This window comes from Sideroxydans lithotrophicus ES-1 (assembly GCF_000025705.1).
Classification (GTDB): domain Bacteria; phylum Pseudomonadota; class Gammaproteobacteria; order Burkholderiales; family Gallionellaceae; genus Sideroxyarcus; species Sideroxyarcus lithotrophicus.
Map to the genome: position 1 here is coordinate 514,124 of NC_013959.1, position 18,369 is coordinate 532,492.

At 59.7% G+C, this 18,369-nt stretch carries 21 protein-coding genes and 2 tRNA genes; 19 read left to right on the forward strand and 4 right to left on the reverse strand.

The window, feature by feature from the left end:
- Positions 1 to 84: 84 nt before the first annotated feature.
- Both SLIT_RS02510 and SLIT_RS02515 read right to left on the reverse strand, forming a co-directional pair.
- Positions 85 to 957: an energy transducer TonB gene (locus tag SLIT_RS02510; RefSeq protein ID WP_013028646.1), complete on the reverse strand. Its 873-nt coding sequence runs from the start codon at positions 955 to 957 to the stop codon at positions 85 to 87.
- Positions 954 to 2,804, reverse strand: coding sequence for a ribonuclease catalytic domain-containing protein (locus tag SLIT_RS02515; protein WP_013028647.1), 1,851 nt, complete (start codon positions 2,802 to 2,804; stop codon positions 954 to 956). Before SLIT_RS02515 ends, SLIT_RS02510 begins: the two co-directional genes overlap by 4 nt.
- Before the next feature lie 320 nt (positions 2,805 to 3,124).
- Here SLIT_RS02515 and SLIT_RS02520 point away from each other — a divergent pair, with 320 nt between their 5' ends.
- A complete protein-coding gene (locus tag SLIT_RS02520) occupies positions 3,125 to 3,613 on the forward strand; it encodes an EF-hand domain-containing protein (protein ID WP_013028648.1) in 489 nt (162 codons plus the stop codon).
- Between the two features lie 34 nt (positions 3,614 to 3,647).
- Here the strand turns inward: SLIT_RS02520 and SLIT_RS02525 are convergent, their stop codons facing one another.
- Positions 3,648 to 3,959: a c-type cytochrome gene (locus SLIT_RS02525; RefSeq protein ID WP_013028649.1), complete on the reverse strand. Its 312-nt coding sequence runs from the start codon at positions 3,957 to 3,959 to the stop codon at positions 3,648 to 3,650.
- Positions 3,960 to 4,110: 151 nt separating this feature from the next.
- Between SLIT_RS02525 and SLIT_RS02530 the strand changes: the two genes are divergently transcribed.
- From SLIT_RS02530 to SLIT_RS02605, 16 genes are all read left to right on the forward strand, one after another.
- A complete protein-coding gene (locus tag SLIT_RS02530; protein ID WP_013028650.1) occupies positions 4,111 to 4,842 on the forward strand; it encodes a YebC/PmpR family DNA-binding transcriptional regulator in 732 nt (243 codons plus the stop codon).
- A 45-nt stretch (positions 4,843 to 4,887) separates the two neighbouring features.
- Positions 4,888 to 5,439: a crossover junction endodeoxyribonuclease RuvC gene (gene ruvC, locus SLIT_RS02535; protein ID WP_013028651.1), complete on the forward strand. Its 552-nt coding sequence runs from the start codon at positions 4,888 to 4,890 to the stop codon at positions 5,437 to 5,439.
- Positions 5,436 to 6,377, forward strand: coding sequence for a prenyltransferase (locus SLIT_RS02540; RefSeq protein ID WP_013028652.1), 942 nt, complete (start codon positions 5,436 to 5,438; stop codon positions 6,375 to 6,377). The genes ruvC and SLIT_RS02540 overlap by 4 nt, the downstream gene beginning before the upstream one ends.
- 169 nt (positions 6,378 to 6,546) lie before the next feature.
- Positions 6,547 to 7,125 (forward strand): Holliday junction branch migration protein RuvA, encoded by a 579-nt coding sequence (gene ruvA, locus SLIT_RS02545; protein ID WP_013028653.1) that lies wholly within the window; start codon positions 6,547 to 6,549, stop codon positions 7,123 to 7,125.
- Positions 7,126 to 7,150: 25 nt separating this feature from the next.
- The gene (gene ruvB / locus SLIT_RS02550; RefSeq protein ID WP_013028654.1) at positions 7,151 to 8,206 is read left to right on the forward strand and encodes a Holliday junction branch migration DNA helicase RuvB; all 1,056 of its coding nucleotides are present in this window, start codon (positions 7,151 to 7,153) and stop codon (positions 8,204 to 8,206) included.
- Complete coding sequence (gene ybgC / locus SLIT_RS02555; RefSeq protein WP_013028655.1) at positions 8,199 to 8,603, forward strand: tol-pal system-associated acyl-CoA thioesterase; 405 nt, start codon at positions 8,199 to 8,201, stop codon at positions 8,601 to 8,603. Before ruvB ends, ybgC begins: the two co-directional genes overlap by 8 nt.
- Before the next feature lie 4 nt (positions 8,604 to 8,607).
- On the forward strand, positions 8,608 to 9,285 hold the full coding sequence (gene tolQ, locus SLIT_RS02560) for a protein TolQ (protein ID WP_013028656.1): 678 nt from the start codon (positions 8,608 to 8,610) through the stop codon (positions 9,283 to 9,285).
- 111 nt (positions 9,286 to 9,396) lie between these two features.
- Positions 9,397 to 9,783: a protein TolR gene (tolR, locus tag SLIT_RS02565; protein ID WP_223293813.1), complete on the forward strand. Its 387-nt coding sequence runs from the start codon at positions 9,397 to 9,399 to the stop codon at positions 9,781 to 9,783.
- The gene (gene tolA / locus SLIT_RS02570) at positions 9,780 to 10,514 is read left to right on the forward strand and encodes a cell envelope integrity protein TolA (protein WP_013028658.1); all 735 of its coding nucleotides are present in this window, start codon (positions 9,780 to 9,782) and stop codon (positions 10,512 to 10,514) included. The genes tolR and tolA overlap by 4 nt, the downstream gene beginning before the upstream one ends.
- A gap of 12 nt (positions 10,515 to 10,526) precedes the next feature.
- Positions 10,527 to 11,786 (forward strand): Tol-Pal system beta propeller repeat protein TolB, encoded by a 1,260-nt coding sequence (tolB, locus tag SLIT_RS02575; protein WP_013028659.1) that lies wholly within the window; start codon positions 10,527 to 10,529, stop codon positions 11,784 to 11,786.
- Positions 11,787 to 11,801: 15 nt separating this feature from the next.
- Positions 11,802 to 12,329, forward strand: a complete 528-nt coding sequence (gene pal, locus SLIT_RS02580; protein ID WP_013028660.1) for a peptidoglycan-associated lipoprotein Pal — start codon at positions 11,802 to 11,804, stop codon at positions 12,327 to 12,329.
- 11 nt (positions 12,330 to 12,340) lie between these two features.
- Positions 12,341 to 13,096 carry a tol-pal system protein YbgF gene (gene ybgF, locus SLIT_RS02585; protein WP_013028661.1) on the forward strand — a complete coding sequence of 252 codons (756 nt, stop codon included), beginning with the start codon at positions 12,341 to 12,343 and terminating at the stop codon, positions 13,094 to 13,096.
- 14 nt (positions 13,097 to 13,110) lie between these two features.
- On the forward strand, positions 13,111 to 13,767 hold the full coding sequence (gene queE, locus SLIT_RS02590) for a 7-carboxy-7-deazaguanine synthase QueE (protein WP_013028662.1): 657 nt from the start codon (positions 13,111 to 13,113) through the stop codon (positions 13,765 to 13,767).
- Positions 13,767 to 14,444 (forward strand): 7-cyano-7-deazaguanine synthase QueC, encoded by a 678-nt coding sequence (gene queC, locus SLIT_RS02595; protein ID WP_013028663.1) that lies wholly within the window; start codon positions 13,767 to 13,769, stop codon positions 14,442 to 14,444. The genes queE and queC overlap by 1 nt, the downstream gene beginning before the upstream one ends.
- Positions 14,445 to 14,508: 64 nt before the next feature.
- Positions 14,509 to 14,584: transfer RNA gene (locus tag SLIT_RS02600), tRNA-Lys, on the forward strand.
- 14 nt (positions 14,585 to 14,598) lie between these two features.
- Positions 14,599 to 14,674: transfer RNA gene (locus tag SLIT_RS02605), tRNA-Thr, on the forward strand.
- Positions 14,675 to 14,729: 55 nt separating this feature from the next.
- On the opposite strand, the gene SLIT_RS02610 is transcribed toward SLIT_RS02605, so the two are convergent.
- Positions 14,730 to 16,025, reverse strand: a complete 1,296-nt coding sequence (locus SLIT_RS02610) for an NAD(P)-binding domain-containing protein (protein ID WP_013028664.1) — start codon at positions 16,023 to 16,025, stop codon at positions 14,730 to 14,732.
- 296 nt (positions 16,026 to 16,321) lie between these two features.
- On the opposite strand from SLIT_RS02610, the gene sucC reads away from it, so the two are divergent.
- Both sucC and sucD read left to right on the forward strand, forming a co-directional pair.
- The gene (sucC, locus tag SLIT_RS02620; RefSeq protein ID WP_013028665.1) at positions 16,322 to 17,491 is read left to right on the forward strand and encodes an ADP-forming succinate--CoA ligase subunit beta; all 1,170 of its coding nucleotides are present in this window, start codon (positions 16,322 to 16,324) and stop codon (positions 17,489 to 17,491) included.
- Entirely contained in the window at positions 17,488 to 18,369 is an 882-nt protein-coding gene (gene sucD / locus SLIT_RS02625; RefSeq protein WP_013028666.1) for a succinate--CoA ligase subunit alpha, read from the forward strand. Before sucC ends, sucD begins: the two co-directional genes overlap by 4 nt.

Here is an 18,369-nt window from a genome sequence, read left to right on the forward strand (position 1 = left end):
ATGGTGCACGTGTTTCGGCAACGGCCGCCACTCGCGGACACTCCCATCCCCGCTGGGCGGGGCCCCTGTTCGCTGCTCGGACGGCTACTCGCTTTCCAACCTGTCCGTGCTGGTGAAGGTCCAGGTGCGGGTGATGCTGAGGACGTCGGTGTCCTTGCGGATGTCGGGCGGGAAGGGCGAGAAGGGCGCAGAGAGTTTGACGATGCGGATGGCGGAGGCGTCGAGGATGCGCTGGCCCGAGGGGCGGTTGATCTCTATGCTTTCCACGCTGCCGTCGGAGCGGATCGAGACGGTGAGGGTGAGGCTGCCGTAGATCTTCTGGCTGCGCGCGACCTCGGGGTAGTTCATGTTGCCGACGCGTTCTACCTTGGCTCGCCAGTCTTCGACGTATTGGGCGAACCGGTATTCTTCCGTGCGTGCGCCGATGTATTTCCGCTTGGGCATCTTTTCATACATGCTCAGGCTCTTGCTGATCTGGGCTTCCAGCCGCACGATCTCCAGCGAGCGCTGCACGAGGTCGTGTCCGTCGGCCCCCGAGTCGCTGGGCTGTTTTTGCGCCTTGTTCACGGCTACGCTGTAATCGCCTTTCAAGCGCGTCAGCAGTCGTTTGTTTTCCTGCTGCAACTGGCGCAGACGCTGGGTGGTCTGTTCCGGGGTGAAGCGTTTTGCATCGCCGAGTACGGGGAAAGGCGTCTTGGCATGCCGGTCGTCTTCGGTGTTGCCGCCGCCGTCGAGATTGCTTTGCGCGTAGGCGTTGGCGTTGTCGGGACGGCTGCTCGATTTGCTGTTGACCAGGGTCACTTCCAGCGGCTGGCTGACGATGGGGATGTCTTTCCAGTCCGGAATGACAAAGGCGATACCGAACAGGATGAACGCGTGCAGGCCGAACGAGAACAGCACGGCGAACGACAGGCGCGGTGCAGGCTGTTGCAGGATGGTGACGGAAGGATATTTCATGCCGGGACTTCCATGCTGGACAGATAGCGGGCATCGAAATCCAGGTCGAGCAGGTCGATCGAGGTTATCTCGAGCGTCACCCTGGTGTTGGGTGGCATTTCCGGCAACGACGGGATGCGTCCGATCAGCGGGATGTCGGCGAACTTGACCAGGTTCTCGCGCAGCACCAGCGCATCGGCCTGCTTCACGTCTTCCTGCAATAGCCAGCGCAGGCACCAGTAGCGTTCCATGCCGCGCTGGAATTCATTGTAGGTGGTATAGGCGGTGTCGAAGTCGCGCAGGATGGAGAACAGCGCGGTATCGTTCCTGGCGTAGACCGGCGGTTCGGCGCGCAATACGCTGATGATCTGGCGCTGGTTCACCAGGTCGACGTAGCGGCGCAACGGCGAACTCGACCAGGCATAGTGCGCCACGCCCAGCCCCTGGTGCGGCGCGGCGACGGTGCTCATCTTCACCTTGCCGTTGTTCTGCGTGCGGTAGATGCCGGCGACATCGTGGTCGTCGAGCAATTTCCCCCAGCTGCTGTTGGCGAGGATCATCAGTTCCGACACCACCTTGTCGATGGGCGAGCCGCGCAGGCGGTGGCCGATGGTGATGCGGTCGTTCTCCACATGGAAGGTGTAATCGATCTGCTGGGTGCTGTTGTCGGCGGACTTGCCGCGCGCCGCTTCCAGCTTCTGCACGAAATCCCACAGCAGCCTGAGTTCGGGGGCGTGATCGTAATCGAGTTTGCCAGCCGCCAGCGTCTCCTCGTTGAATAGCGGTTCCAGCGTATCGTGGCGCAGGTTGGAGGCGATGTGCAGGCGCTCGACGCGGCTTTCGCTGCCCACGATGGCGAGCGTGGCGGCATCTGCTTCCACATACAGCGAGAGCGCGGGGCAGACCTTGTCGGCACACAGCGTGAAGGCTTGCACCACGCTGTCCGGCAACATGGTGATCTTGTCGCCCGGCATGTACACGGTGGACATGCGCTGTGCGGCGATGGCGTCGATGGGCGAATTGGGTGCGATGCCCAGCGCGGGCGCGGCGATGTGGATGCCGATGCGCCAGTTGCCGTTCGCCAGCTTTTCGACCGAGAACGCGTCGTCGATCTCGGTGGTGCTGGCGTCGTCGATGCTGAAGGCGTTGACGGCTGCCAGGGGCAGTTCGGGGTGTGCCTCCACCGTGACATCCGGGAAGCCGGTGCCGCGCGGGAAGTTCTCGAACAGGAACTTGTTCAGGTGATAGTCGTGCGTGGAGGGCAGCGCGCCGCAGTGTTCCAGCAAGTGCGCCGCGGACAGGTGCGTGGCGGCGCAGGCAGCTTCCACTGCCTTGACTTCGATGGTGTTGCGATCCGGTTTGTACAGGATCATGCTCAGGTGGTCGGCAAATTCGGCAGGCAACTGGAAAGTGCTGAGTTGCTCGGTGTAGCGGGTTTGCAGCTCCGCCTGCAGGCGCTTTTTCTCGACGCTGGCGAGTGCCGACTTCAGCGCATCCGGCGGTGCCGCCTTGTAGCGCCCTTTGCCTTTCTTGTAGAAATGCATGGGCGAGGAGTGCAGGCGGATCAATGCGCCTGCCGCCTCGACGGGATTGGGGACGTGGCCGAAATACTCCTGTGCCAGCGTGCCGAACTCGAACTCGTCCGGCGGCGAAGCTTCCCACAGGAACTCAACGTCGATGTCGGCGGCCACTTGCTCCGCCTGGGTCAGGAATTCGGACAGTCCGGGCTGGGCGAAACGCAGCATGACGTTGGCTGATTTGATCTTGCTGCGCTTGCCGTGGGTGTTCTCGACCTGCAGGGAGGTGGTGTTATCGGCAAGGATATTGCCGACCTTGAAACCACCGTCTTCTTCGTAAAATATGTTCATTAATGTGAAACTCGCAAAGCGTTCGTTTGCCTCCTCGCCCGCAGGATGTGAAGAAGGCCTTTCTCGTTCGCCCTTTCTCCCGCTTGCGGGGGAAAGTTGGATAGGGGGGCTTTCCTCCGGGAGAGGATTGAGGAGAGGGAAATGGGCATGGCAAGTTTAATTTTCAGGGATGGCATTCAATATTGGTCATGCCCATTGGCAAGTGCTGAAAAAATTCCGGACGATTATAACCTGCCGACCCGCCGCCGGACCTGCTTCATGCTAATCTGTCTGCAAGGACGCTGACCGACAGTCAAGTTCATAAATACAGGAGAGAAAGCATGAAAGTGATTCCGGGATTGATGGTGGCGGGCAGCCTGCTCGTTGTTGCTCCGATGGTGCATGCCTGCGATGTGCGACATCCGGGTGGCTATGGCGGCATGTTCTTCCGGGAGATGGACAAGAACGGCGACGGGGCGATCAGCAGGAAGGAATTCGATGCGTTCCAGCGCGAACAGTTCAAGGCGCTGGATGCCAACCACGACGGCAAGATCACCCGCGACGAGATGCCGGCCGCGCATGGAGCGATGGCCGATAAATGCGATACGAGTTTCGACCAGCGCTTCGACGAAGTCGACATCAATCACGACGGTTTGTTGAGCAAGGATGAGGCAGAGATCGGGATGCCGATGATATTCGGCCATTTCGACGAGTTCGATGCGAACAAGGACGGCAAACTGAGCAAGGAAGAGATTGCTGCGGGCATGCAAAAGCTGCATGAAAACATGCCGGCCAGGCCGGCCGAAACGATCAGCCCCGCGAAACCGTAAGTTCCGGCAGATCGTTCCATTATGGAAGAGATGTCTACTTCAGGGTGAGGATGTAGGTGATCGCAGCCTTGAGGTCGGCGTCGCTCACGGTAGCGGGAGCCGGTGCCATCGGGATCGTTCCCCAGTTGCCCGCGCCGCCGGTTCGCACCTTTTTCGCCAGTTTGTCCACGATGCCGGGTTGTCCTTTGTATTTTGCCGCGATGTCCTTCAGCGCCGGTCCGACGAGCTTCTTATCCATTGTATGGCAGGCGAAGCAGCCGCTCTTCTTAAGCAGGGCTTCGTCGGCAAGCGCGTTGCCGGCTAACAGCAATCCGGCGGACAGAATCAACAGATGGTTCATCTTCATGGGCGGCTCCTTAAGGATTGGGATGACAGCGTGATGCCGCAGGTTCATGCATTTCCCGCCGCGAGTCAATCGCCTGTTGCGGCTGGCGGTTTTGGTCAATATGGCGCGAAATGTTACCATCCGGCTTATTTGGCATTTTCGGGGAAACCTCATGGCTGGACACAGTAAATGGGCGAACATTCAACACCGCAAAGGGCGCCAGGATGCCAAGCGCGGCCAGATATTCACCCGCCTCATCAAGGAGATCACCGTTGCATCCAAGCTGGGCGGCAGCGATCCGGACATCAATCCGCGCCTGCGCCTGGCGATGGAAAAGGCCTATGACCAGAACATGCCCAAGGACAACGTCGAGCGCGCCATCAAGCGCGGTGCGGGCGAACTGGAAGGCGTGGACTACATGGAGCTGCGCTATGAGGGTTACGGCATCAACGGCGCGGCGGTGATGGTCGATTGCATGACCGACAACAAGACACGTACGGTGGCCGATGTGCGCCACGCCTTCACCAAGTACGGCGGCAATCTGGGTACCGACGGTTCGGTGTCTTTCCTGTTCAAGCATTGCGGCCACATGATCTTCGCTCCGGGAACCGACGAGAACGCGCTGATGGAAGTGGCGCTGGACGCTGGTGCGGAAGACATCGTCAATAACGACGACGGCAGCATCGAAGTCATCACCTCGCCGCATGATTTCGTGGCGGTGAAACAGCGCCTGGAGGCAGCGGGTTTCAAGCCGGAGATGGGCGAAGTCACCATGCGGCCGGAAAACGAGGTGGTGTTCACTGGCGAGGATGCGGCGAAGATGCAGAAGCTGCTGGATGCGCTGGAAGACGTTGGGGACGTGCAAGAGGTCTATACCAACGCCGTCATGGAAGGCCAGGATTGAGGATTTTGGAATCAGGATTCAGGAAAGCCATGCTGAGGCATTGCAATGCCTAGCTCAATCCCAAATCCTAAATCCTCAATCCGAATTTTAGGCATCGACCCCGGCTTGCGTATCACCGGATTCGGGGTCGTCGATAAAGAAGGCCAGCAGTTGCATTACGTCGCCAGCGGCTGCATCAAGACGCCGGACGGCGAGTTGCCGGAACGGTTGAAAGTGATCCTGGCTTCGCTGGGTGAGGTCATTGCGCAGCACAAGCCCGAGCAGGTGGCGGTGGAAAAGGTGTTCGTCAACGTGAACCCGCAATCGACCCTGTTGCTTGGGCAGGCCCGCGGTGCGGCGATCTGTGCGGCGGTGCAGGCCGATCTGCCGGTGGCTGAATATACGGCACTGCAAGTGAAGCAGGCGGTGGTCGGCAACGGCCACGCCGACAAGGAACAGGTGCAGGCGATGGTGCAGCGTTTGCTGAAACTGTCCGGCACGCCGAGCCCGGATGCGGCGGATGCGCTGGCCTGTGCGATCTGTCATGCGCACGGCGGCATGGGCATGGGTGCACTGGCGACCAAAGGTTTTCGTGTACGGAAGGGGAGACTGGTATGACGCAACCGCTGGAGCCGACGCTGGCCATGTTTCAGAACCCGTTTGCCCGTTATTTTGCCGCGACACGCCCGGCCTTCCTGACGGCCAGCCTGATGGCGTGCCTGATCGGGCTGGCCGTGGCCTGGCACGGCGGTGCCGCATTCGACGTGCCCATGGCCCTGGTCACCTTGCTGTTCGCGTTGCTGGCACAGGCCGGCGTGAATGTGCTCAACGATTACTATGACGCGCTCAACGGCACCGATGCGCAGAACACCGAGCGCATCTTCCCCTTCACCGGCGGCAGCCGTTTCATCCAGAACGGCGTGATGACGCAGGCCGAGATGCGCAACTTCGGCTTTGCGCTGATGGCAGGCGTGGCGGTGGCCGGGTTGTGGCTGATGGCGCGTTCCGCGCCGCAACTGATGTATGTCGGTCTGGCCGGGCTGTTCATCGGCTGGGCGTATTCGGCGCCGCCGTTCCGTTTGAACAGCCGCGGCCTGGGCGAGCTGTGCGTGGCGGCGGGTTTCCTCGCCATCACCGTCGGCACCGATTTCGTGCAACGCAAGGGGTTCGCCGCTGCGCCATTCATCGCGGGCTTGCCCTATGCACTGCTGGTGACGAACCTGCTCTACATCAACCAGTTTCCGGACCGCACTGCCGACACGGCTGCGGGCAAGCTGCACTGGGTGGCGCGGCTGCCGATACAATCGGCGCGCTGGGGCTATTCGCTGATCGTGGCGCTTGCGTATGCCTGGCTGTTGTTGGGCGCGCTGCTGGACTGGCTGCCGCTGTGGTCGCTGGCTGCATTCCTGGCACTGCCGCTGAGCATCAAGGCGGCGCGCCTGCTGTTGCAGCATGCCGCGCAACCGCGGCAACTGGGTGAGGCGATCAAGCTCACTATCGGCGCGATGATGGTGCATGGCACGCTGCTGTCGCTGGCGTTGTTGTTGAGCAAGTGAGCCGGGAAAGATGCCTTGCCTGCAGGCCGGCAGAGACGGACACCTTCAGGCGATTGGCCTGAACTGCGCCGAATGACGGGGTTCTTCGCATGTATGCTTTGCAGATCGCCGTTTTACGGGGCTTGCGGGCATTCCATTTTTGGCAGGATGACTTGAGTAAGGGAAACGAATGATCGGAAGACTGAGCGGCACGTTGCTGGAAAAGAACCCGCCGCAGATCGTGCTGGATGTGCAGGGCGTGGGCTACGAGGTCGATGTGCCGATGAGCACGTTCTATAACCTGCCTGCGCTGCATGAAAAGGTCGTGCTGCACACGCAACTCATCGTGCGCGAGGATGCGCACCTGCTGTTCGGATTCCTGACGCACGAAGAGCGCGTCGCTTTCCGCCAGTTGCTCAAGATCAGCGGCGTCGGTCCGAAACTGGCGTTGTCGGTGCTGTCCGGATTGAGCCTGGCCGATCTCGCGCTGGCGGTGGCCAACAAGGATGCATCGCGTCTCACCAGGATACCCGGCGTCGGCAAGAAGACAGCCGAGCGTTTGCTGCTCGAACTGCAGGGCAAATTCGCGGTGGCCGGTGCAGGAGCAATGGCAGGCTCCGTTCCCTCGTCATCCAGCGACATCGTCAATGCGTTGCTGGGATTGGGCTATAACGAGAAGGAGGCCGATTGGGCGGCCAAACAGTTGCCCAAGGAGGCCGGTGTCGCGGACGGCATCCGCCAGGCCCTCAAGCTTTTGTCCAAACCATGAATACGCTTAAGTTATCATCCGGAGCATGATCCACAACGACGACCTATCCGCCGAACCGCGCATCATCTCCGCCGCGCCGGCCTCGCCACAGGAGGAGGCGCTGGACCGCGCGCTGCGCCCCAAGCAGCTCGACGAATATGTCGGGCAGGAGAAGATACGCGGCCAGCTGGAGATATTCATCCAGGCCGCAAAGAAGCGCAAGGAACCGCTCGACCACGTGCTGCTGTTCGGCCCGCCCGGTCTGGGCAAGACCACGCTGGCGCAGATCATCGCGCGCGAGATGGGCGTCAACATCCGCCACACCTCCGGCCCGGTGCTGGAGCGCGCGGGCGACCTCGCCGCGTTGCTGACCAACCTCGAACCGCACGACGTGCTGTTCATCGACGAGATCCACCGCCTGTCGCCGGTGGTGGAAGAGATACTCTATCCCGCGCTGGAGGATTACCAGATCGACATCATGATCGGCGAGGGGCCGGGCGCTCGCTCGGTGAAGATCGACCTGCCGCCGTTCACGCTGGTCGGCGCGACCACGCGCGCCGGCATGCTGACCAATCCGCTGCGCGACCGCTTCGGTATCGTGGCTCGGCTGGAGTTCTATACGCCGGAAGAATTGCAGCGCATCGTCACGCGCTCGTCCGGTTTGCTGGAACTGCCCATCTCGCCGGACGGTGCGCTGGAGATCGCCAGGCGTTCGCGTGGCACGCCGCGCATCGCCAACCGCCTGCTGCGCCGCGTGCGCGATTACGCCGATGTGCGCGCCGAGGGCAATGCCACACGCGAAGTGGCGGATGCCGCACTGACCATGCTGGATGTGGATTCGCGCGGGCTGGACGTGATGGACCGCAAGTTGTTGCAGACGGTGATCGAAAAATTCATGGGCGGACCGGTCGGGGTGGACAACCTCGCCGCTGCGATAGGCGAAGAGCGCGACACCATCGAGGATGTGCTGGAGCCCTACCTCATCCAGCAAGGCTACCTGCAACGCACGCCGCGTGGCCGCATGGCGACGGCGAACGCCTATCAGCACTTTGGCTTGATCCAGCCGCGCAATGGCAACAACAAGGAACTGTGGGATGAGTAAGCACAAGCTGTTCTCGTGGCCGGTCCGGGTGTATTTCCAGGATACGGATGCGGGCGGCGTGGTCTATCACGCCAGTTATGTGAACTTTATGGAGCGTTCGCGGACTGAGTGGCTGCGCACTTTCGGTTACAGCAACGCGCGCCTGATGCAAGAGCTGGGCGTGGTGTTCGTGGTGCGTTCGCTCAAGCTGGACTACCTGAAGCCTGCCTTGCTGGACGATCTGCTGACGGTGACTTCGCATGTCAAGGAGATCGGGCGTAGCCGCGTGAGCATCCTGCAGACCGTTGTGCGCGGTGAAGATTTGCTGGTGCAAGGCGAGGTGCATCTGGTGTGTGTGGACGTGAAGTCTTTCAAGCCGGTGAGTGTGCCGGATGTTTTACGCAAACAGTGGGATTGAACAAATGGAACTGATCCAGGATCTGTCATTCATGCACTTGGTCACCAACGCCAGCTTGCTGGTGCAGTTGGTGATGGGCTTGTTGCTGCTGGTGTCGCTGATGTCGTGGTGGTACATCTTCCTCAAGATGTTTGCAGTGCGCTCGGCGGTAAAACAGGCACGCGAGTTCGAGGATGCGTTCTGGGGCAATCCGAATCTGAATGCGCTCTACCAGCAGGCGAACAGCCAGGCTAGAACCGATGTGGGTGCGCTGGAGCGCATCTTTGCAGCGGGTTTCGCCGAGTTCGTCAAACTGAAGAAGACCCATGGCGTGGATGGTGCGGCCGTGATGGACGGCACCCGCCGCGCGATGCGCGCCAAATACCAGCGCGAGATGGACCATCTGGAATCGCATCTGTCCTTTCTTGCCACCGTCGGCTCCGTCAGCCCGTATGTCGGTCTGCTCGGGACGGTATGGGGCATCATGAACGCGTTCCGCGGGCTGTCCAACGTGGGGCAGGCGACATTGGCTCAGGTCGCGCCGGGCATCGCCGAAGCGCTGGTGGCGACTGCGATGGGCCTGTTCGCGGCGATCCCCGCGGTGGTGGCCTACAACCGCTATGCGCATGACATCACCCGTTTGTCGTCGCGCTTCGAGAGCTTCATCGAGGAGTTTTCGAATGTGTTGCAGAGGCAGCCATGACGGTGTCAATTCTGCACGAGCGAAGCGAAGTGGCAGATTGCCTGCCTTTGGTGCGGTGCGCGATAGCGATGGGTAACTATGAACAATAGCCGGCGATCTTCCCATCCGCAGATGAGTCAGATCAACGTCGTGCCTTATATCGATGTGATGCTGGTGCTGCTGGTCATCTTCATGATCACGGCACCGCTGATGAATCCGGGACAGATCGACCTGCCCAGCGTGGGCAAGTCGCTGGCGCCGCCGGTGGCGCCGCTGGAAGTCATCATCAAGAAGGACACCACGCTGGCCTTGCGCGACCATGCCAGGGGAGGCGTGGAGTTCCCGGTGTCGCGCAATGAGTTGGCTGCACAGCTGCAACAGAGTCTGAAGAAGAATCCGGATCAGCCGGTGGTGATCTCTGCGGACAGGAATGTGCGCTATGAAGAGGTGGTGAACGTCATGGACATGCTGCAACAACAGCATATCAAGAAGATCGGTCTGCTCGCCAAGACTCGATGAGTATGGCACTGGCATATCGCGAACCCCATCGTCTGTCTGCCGGGTTGCTGGCGCTGACGGTGCATCTCGTGTTTTTCACGTTGCTGTACTTCGGTGTGCGCTGGCAATCGCAGCCGTCGGAAAGTTACAGCGTGGAGATGTGGGACAATCTGCCGAATACCGAGGTAGTTCCCAAACAGGAACCGGCGCCTGCTCCGCCCCAGCCTGCCAAGGTGGAACCGGCTCCTCCAGCCAGGGTCGTACCGCCTGTGCTGCCGCCGGTGAAGGCAGATATCGAGATCCGCGACAAAAAAAGCAAAAAAGCCGAAATGAAGACGAAGGCAGCGGCCAAAGCAAGGCAGGAGGCCGAGCTGAAAGCGCTGGAGGCTTATACGCAGAAGCAGAGGCAGATCGACAAGGCGCGGCAGGCCGAACAGGCGCGGATCCGCGCCGAGGTGAGTGCGGCGACGCAGGTGCTGATCGAGAGTTATCAGGACAAGATCCGCAACAAGATCAGGCGTAAGATGAAAATGGTATCGGACGTGCCGGATACTGCCGAGGCGATCTTCAAGGTGACCTTGTTGCCTGACGGTATGCTGATGGATGATCCGGTATTGGTAAAGAGCAGCGGTTATCCCGCTTACGATGATGCCGCAGAGCGTGCCATTCTTTCGGCGGAGCCGTTGCCGGTGCCGACCGATGTCGCTTTGCAGAAGATGTTTCGCGAGCTGAAGTTGTCGATAAGACCGTAGGAGTGAATGTATATGCGTTTTCTGGGTGTCATCGTTTTGTTGTGTGTGGCGTGCTCTGCGCGTGCCGAGTTGAGCATCGAGATCACGGGTGCGGGCGAGCATCAGGTTCCGATATCACTGGTGCCTTTCGCCGGGGATGAGAATCAGGGTGGGCAATCGATCAGCACAGTGGTGTCCAACGATCTGCTGCGTACCGGGCTGTTCAAGCTGGTCGACCCGGCCGGCAAAGCGCCGCATGAACCGGGTGAGGTGAACTATGTGGAGTGGCCCGGAGTGGACGCGCTGCTGATCGGCAAAGTGCGGAACCTGGATGGCGGGCGTCTGGAGGTGAGGTTCCGTTTGCTGGACATGGTCCGCCGCACCGAACTGATCGGCCTGGCGGTGACGGCCAAGAGCGAACAGCTGCGAGCCATCGCACATCGTGTCTCCGATCTGATATATGAAAAACTGACGGGTGATCCCGGGGTGTTCAGCACGCGCATCGCCTATGTGAATCGCGACGGCAAGAAATACCGTCTGGTCGTGGCCGACAGCGATGGCTACGGCGAGCAGACCCTGCTGGCGCTGAACGAGCCGATCATGTCGCCGGCATGGTCGCCCGACGGCAGCCAGCTTGCCTATGTGAGTTTCGAGCGCGGGCATGCGTCGGTCTTTGTGCAGTCGCTGGCGACACGCAAACGCACGGTGCTGGCCGATTTCCCGGGAAGCAACAGCGCGCCGGCATGGTCGCCCGACGGCAAGCAGCTTGCGTTGGTATTGTCGCGCGATGGCTACTCGCAGCTTTATCTCGTGCGCAACGACGGCAAGGATCTGCACCGCATAACGTTCAGCGAGACCATCGATACGGAACCGGTCTTCACCCCGGATGGGAAATCCCTGCTGTTCACTTCGGACCGGGGCGGCAGCGCGCAGATTTATCGGGTACCGGTGGAAGGCGGCTCGGCCGAACGGCTCACTTTTGACGGCACGAACAATTTTTCGCCGCGTCCCAGCCCGGATGGAAAGAGCTTCGTTTTCTCGCATTTCGTTGATGGGGTTTTCTATATCGCGGTGCAGGATTTTGAAACCAATCAGATGCAGGTATTGACCGGCGGCGGATGGGAAAAGAAACCGAGTTTCGCACCCAACGGCAAGCTGATCTTGTTCGCAACCGAGTCGCAAGGTCGTGGTATATTGGCAACCGTATCCAGCGATGGAAGAGTGAAGCAAAAGATGATCGCTCAGCGTGGTGACATACGCGAACCGATCTGGGGTCCTTTCCTTAAACAATAAATAATGGAGATCACGATGAAGAAGATTATCTTGAGTATCATATTGGTCAACCTGCTGGCTGCCTGCGCAACCGAAAAACCGAAAGAAGCGGCTACGGAACCTACCCCGGCCGCAACCACAGAAACCACGGCACCTGCGACTGCGGCGGCTGAGCCGGCCCAGACTTCCACTGCCGCTGAAGCTGCTGCGAATGCCGAAGCAGCCATACCGGAAATCCGTAGCGTGTATTTCCCGTTCGACGTGGATGCAGTGCAGGATGGGGATCGTGCAGCCATCCAGGCTCATGGCGCATATCTGGGCAAGAACGATAGCGTCAAGGTGCGTGTCGAGGGCAATGCCGACGAGCGCGGCAGCACCGAATACAACTTGGCACTGGGTCAGCGTCGTGCCAACAACGTGAAGAAGCTGCTGGTCCTGTCCGGTGCCAAGGCATCGCAGGTCGAGACAGTGAGCTTCGGTGAAGAGAAGCCACGTTGCGCTGATCACATGGAATCGTGCTGGTCGCAGAACCGTCGCGCCGATATCGTCTACATCACCAAGTAAACCGTCAGTCCATGCGTTTCTGGTTGTTGCTCTGTTTGTGCGTTGCGAGCAGCCATGCCTCGGCAGGGTTGTTCGCTGACGAGGATGCGCGCAAGCAGGTGCAGCAACTGGAAGTGCGTATCGTCAAGCTGGAGCAGGCGCTGGCTTCGTCCGATGCGGACAAGGAACAGACGATCCGCTCGATGCTCGACATGCAGATGCAAATGGAAGCGTTGAATACCGAGTTGCGCAAGCTGCGCGGGCAAAACGAAGAATTCGCGCATGAACTGCAGGATGCAGAGAAGCGCCAGAAGGATTTCTACGTCGATCTGGATACCCGTCTGCGCCGTATCGAAGCCGGAGGAACCACCTCCGCGCCTGCCGACAGTGGCACCGGTGCCGCTGCGGGCCAGGGTGGCGAGGAGCGGGCATTCGACGCTGCCTATTCGTTCTACAAAGCCGAAAACTATCAGAACGCCGTCACTGCATTCGGCGGTTTCCTGAAGAACTACCCGCAATCTGCGCATGAGGCGAATGTCCTGTACTGGATGGGCAACTCCTATTTTCTGTTGAAGGATTACAAGAGCTGCGTGAGCAGTTACGAGTCGCTGGCGGGTAAATATCCGGATCATCCGCGTGTAGCTGAAACGATGCTCAATACGGCTGAATGCCAACTGGGATTGCGGAACAAGACGGCGGCGAAGAGAACGCTCAAGCTGCTCATTTCCAAGTTTCCCGGCAGCGATGCTTCCGACAAGGCGAAGAAGCGCCTTGCCGCCATCAAGTAGTTTTTCCGAAGTCCATGTCGTACGTCACCAGCGAGTCTTTGCGCATCAGCGAGATTTTCTATTCATTGCAAGGCGAGACCAGTCGCGTCGGTCTGCCGACGGTGTTCGTGCGCCTGACCGGTTGTCCGTTGCGTTGTTCCTATTGCGACACGGCCTATGCCTTCACTGGCGGGCAGAGCATGCAGTTGAGTGCGATCATGGATGAGGTGGCCAGCTATGCTCCGCGCTACGTGACCGTCACCGGAGGTGAACCGCTGGCGCAGAAGAATTGCCTGTTCCTGCTGCGTGCATTATGCGATGCGGGTTACGAAGTTTCACTGGAGACCGGCGGGGCGCTTGATGTGAGCGGGGTGGATGCGCGCGTGATGAAAGTGCTGGATATCAAGACGCCGGGTTCCGGCGAAGTGCAAAAGAACCTTTGGGGCAATCTGCAACATCTGGGCCGGCACGACGAGATCAAGTTCGTCCTGTGCGGCGAAGCGGATTACCAATGGGCCAAACAGGTGATGCAGGAGCATGCCCTGGCGCAGCGTTGTGCAGTACTGTTTTCCCCCGCGCAAGGACAACTGGCGCCCACGGAACTGGCCGAATGGATATTGCGCGACCGCCTGCCGGTACGCCTGCAGGTGCAATTGCATAAACTTTTGTGGGGTAATGAGGCGGGGCATTGATGACGAAGCGGGCTGTGGTGTTACTGTCGGGAGGTCTTGATTCGGCCACGGTGCTGGCGATGGCGCGGACACAAGGGTTTGAATGTTATGCCTTGAGCGTGGATTACGGGCAGCGCCATCACGCCGAGCTCGCTGCGGCGCAACGGGTCGCCCAGTCACTCGGCGCACGCGAGCAGCGGGTGGTCAACATCGACCTCACCGGATTCGGCGGGTCTGCACTGACCGATGCCAATATCGCCGTGCCGGAACAAGCCGGCAGCGGCATCCCGATCACCTATGTCCCCGCGCGCAACACCATCATGCTGTCGCTCGCCCTGGCCTGGGCGGAAGTGTTGAAAGCGCAAGACATATTCTTCGGTGTGAATGCGGTGGATTATTCAGGTTATCCCGATTGCCGTCCGGAATATGTCGCGGCGTTCGAGCGCATGGCCAATCTGGCGACCCAGGCTGCGGTGGAAGGCAAGCCGCTCACTTTGCATGCGCCGCTGTTGCATCTGTCCAAGGCCGAGATCATCCGGCAAGGAGTGCGTTTGGGGGTCGATTACGGGCTCACGGTGTCGTGTTACCAGGCTGATGATGAAGGTCGTGCCTGCGGTCGCTGCGATTCGTGCCGTTTGCGCCGCGAAGGTTTTGCAGCAGCCGGCGTGCCAGATTCCACGCGCTATCGCAGCACATAGCTGTTCGTTCGCAGGTTTGACACTCGAAGTCAAACCCGTATAATGCGCGCTCCCTTTTGGGAGGGGGTCGGTAGCTCAGTCGGTAGAGCAGCGGACTTTTAATCCGTTGGTCGCGAGTTCGAATCTCGCCCGACCCACCAGTTTCAAAATCCCCGCCGCTTTAGCTCAGTTGGTAGAGCAACCGCCTTGTAAGCGGTAGGTCGTCAGTTCGAATCCGACAAGCGGCACCATTCAAGAAAAAAGGCCTGCATTTTTGCAGGCTTTTTTTTCGTCTCGCGGACTGCGTCACTCGGTACCGAACTTGGATTCGACGATCACGCCGATCTTTTTGAGGAATGGAGTCGGCAGAATGCCGCCAGCGCAAACGATGACTGCATCGTTGGGGAACTGCATCAATTTGCCGTCCTGTTCCAGGAAGACCTTTTCCTTGTTGACCAGCTTCACGTTCGATTTCAGGCGCACGGTCAGCATGCCTTTTTCCGACATTTCCTTCAGGCGGTCACGGTTCTTCGGCTTGCCGCGTCCGAATGCGTCACTGCGATAGGACAAGGTGACGGTCGTGCCAGGCTGCTCGGCGATCGCCATGGCCGCCTCGAGTGCGCTATCGCCACCGCCTACGACGAGCACATGCATGTTCTTGTATTGTTCCGGTTCGATCAGGCGGTACACGACCTTGGGCAGATCTTCGCCGGGAACGCCCAGCTTGCGCGGCGTGCCGCGGCGGCCGATGGCGAGCAGCACTGCACGTGTCTCATATGAGCCTTTGGTGGTCTGGACGACGAAGCCTTTGTCGGTCTTGCTGATGTTCTCCATGCGCTCGTTGAAATTCAGTTTCATGCCGGTCTTATTGATGATGCCTTGCCAGAACTCAAGCAGTTTTTCCTTGCTGACTTCCTGGAAGTGCACTTTGCCGACGATCGGCAGCTTGACGGGGGCAGTCATGACTATCTTGTTGCGCGGGTATTGGAAGATGGCCCCACCGAGTGCCTCCTCCTGTTCGATGGTGACATACCGCAATTTGTTTTCGATGGCGGTGAGGGTGGCTCCGAGGCCGGCAGGCCCGGTACCTATGATGACAACGTCGTATGGGTTGCTGCTGCCCTTGAGCTTGACGATGGATTCCATGGCCTGGATACCTTGGGTGGCAGCTTTCCGGATGAGGCCCATGCCGCCAAGTTCACCCGCAATGAAGAGGCCGGGGACATTGGTCTCGAAGTTGGGACTTACTTGCGGGATATCCATGCCGCGTTTCGCTGTACCGAACACCAGCTTGATCGCGTTGTGCGGACATGCAGGGGCGCAGACGCCATGTCCGATGCAATGGGTGGGATTGATCAATACCGCCTTGCCTTTGATCATGCCAATCGCTCCTTCTGGGCATGCTGTGATGCAACTGCCCGCACCCATGCAAAGATTGGGGTTGATCTCGGGATGCAAGGATGAGGGTTCGGTCAATCCTGCCTCGATGTTTTCGGTCAACAACTCGACTGCGGCAGATTCATCCTTGTATCTCCTGCGGAGATAGGCAAACAGGATCAACAGGATAGGAACCAGGTAAATTGTAAAGGATTCAATGTTCATCTTTGGCAATTACAAATATTGATGGCGGAAGGTGGCATGAACCATATTAGTGCGAAACTGCAGGCTGGAGAATACCCCGGAAAGAGGTGGGCATTCTATTTTGAGACAGTAAATATGGGAGTACGCAAGGGAACGCAAAACGTCCTTTTATTTTGGCGGATGTGGGCAGCGGTTAAATCAGCCTATATGGCAACCAGATGGAGCGCCGAGTTGAGTCCTGGCGACCATTTATTCTGAAATGTCTGCGAATTCCATCACTGTCTGGTAAATTCCAGTCGTCCTGATCGGGAGACATCATGAAGATCCATGAATACCAAGGTAAAGAGATATTGCGCGAATTCAGCGTGCCGACCCCGCGCGGGATGGCGTGCTTCAACGTCGAGGAAGCGGTTGCTGCAGCGAAGCAATTGGGCGGCAACGTCTGGGTGGTGAAGGCGCAGATCCACGCGGGGGGGCGCGGCAAGGGTGGCGGAGTAAAAGTGGCCAAGTCATTGGATGAGGTGCGCCAGTTCGCAAGCCAGATTCTCGGCATGCATCTGGTCACTCATCAAACCGGCCCGGAGGGGCAGGTGGTGCACCGGTTGCTCATCGAGGAAGGCGCCCGGATCGCCAGGGAGTTCTATGTGGGCATGGTGGTGGACCGCGGCTCGCAGCGCGTCGCCCTGCTGGCTTCCAGCGAGGGCGGCATGGAGATCGAAGAGGTTGCCAAACATTCGCCGGAAAAGATACATACCGTGCGTATCGACCCGGCGACCGGACTGAACGAAGCCGAGGCAGTACGAACGGCGCGCGCGATCGGCATCCCCGATGCGGCGATTGCCGAGGCGGTCAAGGTGCTCTGGGGGTTGTATCAGGCCTTTGTCGAAAAGGATGCGATGCTGGCAGAGATCAATCCGCTGGTGCTGACTGCGGATAACCGCGTGCTGGCACTGGATGCGAAATTCAACTTCGATTCCAACGCGCTGTACCGCCATCCCGAGATCGTCGCTCTGCGCGACCTGGACGAGGAAGACCCGGCAGAGATCGAGGCATCGAAGTTCGATCTGAGCTACATCCAGCTGGACGGGGACATCGGCTGCCTGGTGAACGGCGCCGGACTGGCGATGGCGACCATGGATATCATCAAGTTGTATGGCGGCAGCCCGGCGAATTTCCTTGATGTCGGCGGCGGCGCCAGCAAGGAGAAAGTCACCGAGGCGTTCAAGCTGATGCTGAAGAATCCGCACCTCAAGGCGATCCTGGTCAACATCTTCGGCGGCATCATGAAGTGCGATGTGATCGCGGAGGGCGTGGTGGCGGCAGCGCGCGAGGTGCATCTTGCCGTGCCGCTGGTGGTGCGGCTGGAGGGGACCAACGTGGAACTGGGCAAGAAGATCCTGGCGGAATCCGGCTTGCCCATCATTTCCGGCAACGATATGGCGGATGCGGCACAGAAGGTAGTGGCTGCCGCAAAGGGGGCGAAATGAGCATCCTCATCAACAAGGACACCAAAGTCATCACCCAGGGCATGACCGGCAAGGTCGGCCAGTTCCATACCTTCCACTGCAAGCAGTACGCCAACGGCGCGAACTGTTTCGTGGCGGGCGTGAATCCGAAGAAGGTGGGCGAGCAGTTCGAGGGCATCCCGGTGTATGCCACGGTGCGCGACGCGAAAGAGGCGACCGGGGCGACGGTGTCGGTGATCTATGTGCCGCCCTCGGGCGCGGCCGCGGCGATCGACGAGGCGGTCGAAGCAGAGCTGGACCTGGTGATCTGCATCACCGAAGGCATCCCGGTGCATGACATGCTGAAGACGCGCTACAAGATGCAAGGCAAGCGCACGCTGCTGATCGGACCGAACTGTCCCGGACTCATCACGCCGGACGAGATCAAGATCGGCATCATGCCCGGGCATATCCACAAGAAGGGGCGCATCGGCGTGGTGTCGCGTTCCGGCACGCTGACTTACGAAGCGGTCGGGCAGCTGACCGCACTGGGCTACGGGCAATCGTCCTGCGTCGGCATCGGCGGCGACCCGATCAACGGCCTCAAGCACATCGATGTGATGAAGCTGTTCAACGACGATCCGGAGACCGATGCGGTGATCATGGTGGGCGAGATCGGCGGCAGCGATGAAGAGGAATGCGCGCGCTGGATCAAGGGCAACATGAAGAAGCCGGTGGTCGGCTTCATTGCCGGCGTCACTGCGCCGGAAGGCAAGCGCATGGGCCATGCCGGGGCGATCATCTCCGGCGGTCAGGGTGGTGCCAACGACAAGCTGGCGGTGATGGAAGAGTGCGGTATCCAAATCACGCGCAATCCGGCCGAGATGGGACGCACGATGCAAAAAGTCTTGAAAGGTTAA

Excerpts from the sequence above, each read along its gene's own strand:
- SLIT_RS02510 (WP_013028646.1), bottom strand. The coding sequence starts at position 957 with ATGAAATATCCTTCCGTCACCATCCTGCAACAGCCTGCACCGCGCCTG.
- SLIT_RS02515 (WP_013028647.1), bottom strand. The coding sequence starts at position 2,804 with ATGAACATATTTTACGAAGAAGACGGTGGTTTCAAGGTCGGCAATATC.
- SLIT_RS02520 (WP_013028648.1), top strand. The coding sequence starts at position 3,125 with ATGAAAGTGATTCCGGGATTGATGGTGGCGGGCAGCCTGCTCGTTGTT.
- SLIT_RS02525 (WP_013028649.1), bottom strand. The coding sequence starts at position 3,959 with ATGAAGATGAACCATCTGTTGATTCTGTCCGCCGGATTGCTGTTAGCC.
- SLIT_RS02530 (WP_013028650.1), top strand. The coding sequence starts at position 4,111 with ATGGCTGGACACAGTAAATGGGCGAACATTCAACACCGCAAAGGGCGC.
- ruvC (WP_013028651.1), top strand. The coding sequence starts at position 4,888 with ATGCCTAGCTCAATCCCAAATCCTAAATCCTCAATCCGAATTTTAGGC.
- SLIT_RS02540 (WP_013028652.1), top strand. The coding sequence starts at position 5,436 with ATGACGCAACCGCTGGAGCCGACGCTGGCCATGTTTCAGAACCCGTTT.
- ruvA (WP_013028653.1), top strand. The coding sequence starts at position 6,547 with ATGATCGGAAGACTGAGCGGCACGTTGCTGGAAAAGAACCCGCCGCAG.
- ruvB (WP_013028654.1), top strand. The coding sequence starts at position 7,151 with ATGATCCACAACGACGACCTATCCGCCGAACCGCGCATCATCTCCGCC.
- ybgC (WP_013028655.1), top strand. The coding sequence starts at position 8,199 with ATGAGTAAGCACAAGCTGTTCTCGTGGCCGGTCCGGGTGTATTTCCAG.
- tolQ (WP_013028656.1), top strand. The coding sequence starts at position 8,608 with ATGGAACTGATCCAGGATCTGTCATTCATGCACTTGGTCACCAACGCC.
- tolR (WP_223293813.1), top strand. The coding sequence starts at position 9,397 with ATGAGTCAGATCAACGTCGTGCCTTATATCGATGTGATGCTGGTGCTG.
- tolA (WP_013028658.1), top strand. The coding sequence starts at position 9,780 with ATGAGTATGGCACTGGCATATCGCGAACCCCATCGTCTGTCTGCCGGG.
- tolB (WP_013028659.1), top strand. The coding sequence starts at position 10,527 with ATGCGTTTTCTGGGTGTCATCGTTTTGTTGTGTGTGGCGTGCTCTGCG.
- pal (WP_013028660.1), top strand. The coding sequence starts at position 11,802 with ATGAAGAAGATTATCTTGAGTATCATATTGGTCAACCTGCTGGCTGCC.
- ybgF (WP_013028661.1), top strand. The coding sequence starts at position 12,341 with ATGCGTTTCTGGTTGTTGCTCTGTTTGTGCGTTGCGAGCAGCCATGCC.
- queE (WP_013028662.1), top strand. The coding sequence starts at position 13,111 with ATGTCGTACGTCACCAGCGAGTCTTTGCGCATCAGCGAGATTTTCTAT.
- queC (WP_013028663.1), top strand. The coding sequence starts at position 13,767 with ATGACGAAGCGGGCTGTGGTGTTACTGTCGGGAGGTCTTGATTCGGCC.
- SLIT_RS02610 (WP_013028664.1), bottom strand. The coding sequence starts at position 16,025 with ATGAACATTGAATCCTTTACAATTTACCTGGTTCCTATCCTGTTGATC.
- sucC (WP_013028665.1), top strand. The coding sequence starts at position 16,322 with ATGAAGATCCATGAATACCAAGGTAAAGAGATATTGCGCGAATTCAGC.
- sucD (WP_013028666.1), top strand. The coding sequence starts at position 17,488 with ATGAGCATCCTCATCAACAAGGACACCAAAGTCATCACCCAGGGCATG.